Raw genomic sequence first — 3366 nt, forward strand, 5'->3', positions numbered from 1 at the left:
CGTTGTTCTTCTTGAGCTTTACCCATACCAGCTTTGATACCATGGTTGATACATGGGCTGTAAGCGATGATCAAGGATGGACCTGGATATGCTTCAGCTTCTGTAACAGCTTTCATCAATTGGTTTTTGTCTGCACCCATAGCTACTTGTGCTACGTATACATAACCATAAGACATAGCCATCATGCCAAGGTCTTTCTTCTTAGTACGTTTACCAGAAGCTGCGAATTGAGCAACTGCTGCTACGTTAGTGGATTTAGATGCTTGACCACCAGTGTTGGAGTATACTTCAGTATCGAATACGAAGATGTTTACGTCTTCGCCAGAAGCTAATACATGGTCAACACCGCCGAAGCCGATGTCGTATGCCCAGCCGTCACCACCGAAGATCCAGTGAGAACGTTTGATCAAGAATTGTTTTTTCTCAAGAATTTCTTTCAATTCAGGAGTTGTAGCGCCTTCAGCTTCGATAGCTGCTACTAAACGTTCGGAACGTTGACGAGTAGCTGCACCAAGGTTAGCAAATTCAATCCATTGTTCTAAAGCGTCTTTCAATTCGCCAGTAGCAGTTTCAACTGCTTTAGCAGCCAATTCTACTAATTGTTGGCGGATTTTCTTAACGCCGATGTACATACCATAACCATACTCAGCATTATCTTCGAACAAGGAGTTTGCCCAAGAAGGACCATGACCTTGTTGGTTAGTTGTGTATGGAGATGCAGGCATGGAAGCACCCCAGATGGAGGAACAACCAGTTGCATTGGCAATCATCATACGGTCACCGAACAATTGAGTTAACAATTTAGCATAAGGAGTTTCACCACAACCTGCGCAAGCACCGGAGAATTCGAACAATGGTTGTTCAAATTGGGAACCTTTAACAGTTTCCTTCTTCATAGGATTTTCTTTTACAGGAAGGTTAACACCATAGTTCCAAGCTTCAGCTTGTTCGATTTCAGTATCGATGGATGTCATCACGATAGCTTTGCCTTTAGGAGCTGGACAGATATCAACACAGTTACCGCAACCCAAGCAATCTAATGGGGATACAGCGATACGGAATTGAAGATCTTTAGCACCCAATGCAGGGATTGTATCGAAATGTTCTGGAGCTGCAGCCACTTCTGCTTCAGTTGCCAAAATTGGACGAATTGTAGCATGTGGACATACGAAGGAACATTGGTTACATTGAATACAGTTTTCAGGCAACCATTTTGGAACGAACAATGCAGGACCGCGTTTTTCGAATTTAGCAGTACCAGCAGGTAATGTACCATCTTCATAGCCAGAGAATTTGGATACAGGAAGATCATAACCAGCTTGTGCATTGATTGGTTGTGCAATATTTTGAACGAAGGATGGGCAAGATTCGCAACCAGGTTTAACTGCATGATTGCCATCATCTACTGCGTCTTTCCAGCTAGCAGGAACATCTACTTTTACCAAAGCGTTAACACCTTGATCGATAGCAGCATTGTTCATGTCAACGATATTTTGACCTTTTTTACCGTAAGAAGTTACTACGGATTCTTTAAGGTATTTAACAGCATCATCTACAGGGATGATTTCAGTCAATTTGAAGAATGCAGCTTGCGTTACCATGTTGATACGACCGCCCAAACCGATTTCGGAAGCGATTTTCGCAGCATTGATGATGTAGAAGTTCAATTCTTTTTCTGCGATTTGACGACGTAATTTAGCAGGTAAATGTTCATCCAATTCTTCAGGAGACCAAGTACAGTTCAATAAGAATGTACCGCCTTTTTTGATGCCGCGAATCAAGTCGTATTCATGTACATAAGATTGACGGTGACATGCTACGAATTGAGGTTCAGTAATCAAGTAAGGCAAGTTGATTGGATTTTTACCAAAACGAAGGTGAGACATTGTTACGCCACCAGATTTTTTGGAGTCGTAGTCAAAGTATGCTTGAGCATACATATCAGTGTGGTCACCGATGATTTTGATAGCGGATTTATTCGCACCTACAGTACCGTCAGAACCGAAGCCCCAGAATTTACATTCAGTCAAACCAGGAGTTTCAACTTCTACGCCTTCAGCACGATCTAAGGACAAGAATGTAACATCATCATTGATACCCAATGTGAAGAATTTCTTACCATTTTCAGCAGCTAAATTATCGAATACAGCAACGATGTCTGCAGGGATAACGTCTTTGGAGCTCAAACCATAACGACCAGCGATAACTTTTACATTACGGCCACCGTCAACTACAGCTGCTTGTACGTCTAAGAACAATGGTTCAGCCAAAGCACCTGGTTCTTTAGTACGGTCAAGAACTGCAATGCGTTCTACAGTTTTAGGAAGAGCTTTCAACAAACGATCTGTTGCGAATGGGCGGAACAAATGAACGTTGATAAAACCAACTTTGCGGCCCAATTTGTTGAGGTAATCCACGGTGGATTCTACAACTTGAGCGGAAGAACCCATAGTTACAACAACGTCAGTAGCATCAGGAGCACCATGATAGTTAAACAATTGGTAGTTAGTACCTGCCAATTTGTTAACTTCGTTCATGTAGTGTTCTACAACGTCAGGAACGTTCAAGTAGAATTTGTTGGATGCTTCACGATGTTGGAAGTAAACGTCAGGGTTTTCTGCAGTACCACGAGTTACAGGAGCATCTGGATTTAAAGCATTTTTACGGAACGCTTTAACAGCATCCATGTCAACCAATGGTTTTAAATCTTCATAGTCCCAGATTTGAATTTTTTGAATTTCGTGGGATGTACGGAAACCGTCAAAGAAGTTGATGAAAGGTACGCGAGTTTTAATAGCTGTCAAGTGAGCTACAGCGGACAAGTCCATTACTTCTTGTACAGAGGATTCAGCTAACATAGCACAGCCAGCTGCACGAGCAGCCATTACGTCTTGGTGGTCACCAAAGATAGCCAAAGCATGTGCAGCCAATGCACGAGCAGCTACTTGGAATACACCTGGAAGTAATTCACCTGCTACTTTATATAAGTTAGGAAGCATCAATAACAAACCTTGGGAAGATGTGAAAGTTGTTGTTAATGCACCAGCTTGTAAAGAACCGTGGGTTGCAGCAGCAGCACCTGCTTCAGATTGCATTTCTACAACTTGAACAGTGTTGCCGAAGATGTTTTTTCGACCAGATGCAGCCCATTCATCAATGTGTTCTGGCATTGGAGAAGATGGAGTGATTGGATAAATCGCAGCAACTTCTGTAAAACCATAAGAAACGTGAGCAGCCGCTTGGTTGCCGTCCATAGTTTTAAATTTACGACTCATGTGATTATTGCCTCCTTAAGCATTTAGCAAAAATAGAACACTTGCTTAATCTATCATTATGTTTAGGAATAACAACCATTACAAACTTGCG

Annotated in this window: 1 protein-coding gene; it reads right to left on the reverse strand. The window is 42.1% G+C overall.

The window, feature by feature from the left end; genetic code table 11:
• Positions 1-3275: pyruvate:ferredoxin (flavodoxin) oxidoreductase (gene nifJ / locus RYO55_RS09575; protein ID WP_314985300.1), on the reverse strand; the 3275-nt coding region annotated here is incomplete at its 3' end.
• Positions 3276-3366: the final 91 nt, after the last annotated feature.

Origin of the sequence: uncultured Veillonella sp. (genome assembly GCF_963551295.1) — a bacterium.
GTDB lineage: Bacteria > Bacillota > Negativicutes > Veillonellales > Veillonellaceae > Veillonella.